The organism is Streptomyces sp. NPDC016469, from assembly GCF_040632905.1.
GTDB lineage: Bacteria > Actinomycetota > Actinomycetes > Streptomycetales > Streptomycetaceae > Streptomyces.
In genome coordinates, this window is the sequence record NZ_JBEYCQ010000099.1 from 1 (window position 1) to 1,793 (window position 1,793).

4 protein-coding genes are annotated in these 1,793 nt (G+C 66.6%); 3 read left to right on the forward strand and 1 reads right to left on the reverse strand.

Going from position 1 to position 1,793, the window contains the following annotated elements:
• Positions 1-72, reverse strand: a 72-nt coding sequence (locus tag ABZ565_RS35430; RefSeq protein ID WP_360467890.1) for a polyketide synthase docking domain-containing protein, incomplete at its 3' end; no start/stop codon positions are given.
• Between the two features lie 278 nt (positions 73-350).
• Between ABZ565_RS35430 and ABZ565_RS35435 the strand changes: the two genes are divergently transcribed.
• The 3 genes from ABZ565_RS35435 to ABZ565_RS35445 all read left to right on the forward strand — a co-directional run.
• The gene (locus ABZ565_RS35435; RefSeq protein WP_361036431.1) at positions 351-1,451 is read left to right on the forward strand and encodes a cytochrome P450; all 1,101 of its coding nucleotides are present in this window, start codon (positions 351-353) and stop codon (positions 1,449-1,451) included.
• 11 nt (positions 1,452-1,462) lie between these two features.
• Complete coding sequence (locus tag ABZ565_RS35440) at positions 1,463-1,666, forward strand: ferredoxin (protein WP_026250426.1); 204 nt, start codon at positions 1,463-1,465, stop codon at positions 1,664-1,666.
• Between the two features lie 52 nt (positions 1,667-1,718).
• Positions 1,719-1,793 (forward strand): polyketide synthase docking domain-containing protein (locus tag ABZ565_RS35445; protein ID WP_360467888.1); only part of this gene is annotated, 75 nt, incomplete at its 3' end.

Genomic DNA, 1,793 nt, shown 5'->3' on the forward strand with positions numbered 1-1,793 from the left:
GCGGCGGCGTGTCTGCTGAAGATCAGCCGTCACACGCTTGAGGTAATCGCGAAGCTTGTCTTCATTCGGCATGCAGAGCCATCCCCTTGGGCTACCGGGCCACCCGTTCGGCTCGCCACCCTCCTCCGCGCTGCTTGCCTTGGCCTTAATCAGACCTAAAGCGCTGCCGCGTTTAGCAGCAATTAAGCCCCTGCGCCTACCTTCCGGCGCGAAGCGCTCTGTCTCGAGAGGTCACCACCATGTCCGATACCGATAGCTCCGACATACCGTCCTTTCCCTTTGCCCGGACCTGCCCGTTCAGCCCGCCGGCCGAGTACGCGCCGCTGCGCGCCGAAGGGCCCGTGTCCCAGGTGGTGCTCCAGAACGGAAAGTCGGCCTGGTTGGCCACCCGCCACGAGCACGTGCGTACGCTGCTCAGCCATCCGGCCACCTCGGCCAGCAGGGCCCATCCCGCCTTTCCCGCGACCGTCGCCAATGTGGGGGCTTTCGCGCAGAAGGGGTTCCTGCTGTCGATGGACTCCCCGGACCATTCGCTTCACCGGCGTATGGTCACCAGTGAATTCACGCTCAATCGTGTTCGCCGCCTGCGTCCGCGTATTCAGGAAATCGTGGATGAATGCGTGGACCGCGTTCTGGAGGCCGGCGCGGGCGGCAGACCGGTGGACCTGGTCCAGGAACTCTCGCTGCCGGTCCCCTCACTCGTCATCTGCGAGCTGCTGGGAGTTCCGTACGAGACCCGCGGTACTTTCCAGAAATACACCGAAGTGCTACTGGAGCGATCCAGTACACCCGAGGAACGCGGGGTCGCCTTCGGCGCCCTGCGCGCGTTTCTCGGCGACCTGGTGTCCAGCAAGGACGACGCGCCCGACGACGCGCTGCTCAGTCGCCTCGCCGTGAAGTACCGGGAAGCGGGAATCTACGACCACGAGCTGCTCACCGGCTTCGCGATGCTCCTGCTCCTGGCCGGCCACGAGACGACGGCGAACATGATTTCGCTCGGGGTGGCGGCCCTGGTGCGGGAGCCGGAGAAGCTCGCCACGATCACCGCCGACCCGTCCACGACCCCGGGCGCGGTCGAGGAACTTCTGCGCTGGTTCAGCATCGTGGACTACCCGACCGCCCGCGTGGCCCTGGAGGACATCGAAGTCGGTGACGTCGTCGTGCGTGCGGGCGAGGGCTTCATCGCCTCGGCTGCCGCCGCCAATCACGACGAGCGGGTCTTCCCCGACGCGGCCACTCTCGACCTGGGGCGCCAGACGTCCGGCCACGTCGCGTTCGGCTTCGGCGTCCACGCCTGCCTCGGCCAGAACCTGGCCCGGGCCGAGCTCGAGATCGTCTACGACACCCTTTTCCGGCGCATCCCCGGACTGCGCCTGGTCGCTCCCCCGGAAGACCTTCCGTTCAAGGACGCGACCGTATTCGGAATCCACCGACTGGAGGTGACCTGGTGAGCCAGGGACGACTGCTGATCACCATCAAGGAAGAGGAGTGCTGCTCCTCCGGTATCTGTGCGCTGACCGCGCCGGATGTGTTCGACCAGCGTGAGGAGGACGGCGTCGTCTTCCTGCTCGACAAGGACCCCGAGCCGGCGCTGCACGCCGAGGTGAAGGACGCGGCGCGCCGCTGCCCGTCGCTCGCCATCGAAGTCGAGGAAATCCCGGCCTGACGGCCCGTTCGCCCGCCCTCCTGCCCGCTCCCCAGAAAAGGGTCTTTCTCCAGTGGCTGACAACGAAGACAAGTTCCGCGAATACCTCAAGCGGGCCACCGCCGATCTGCGACAGGCCCGGCGGGAG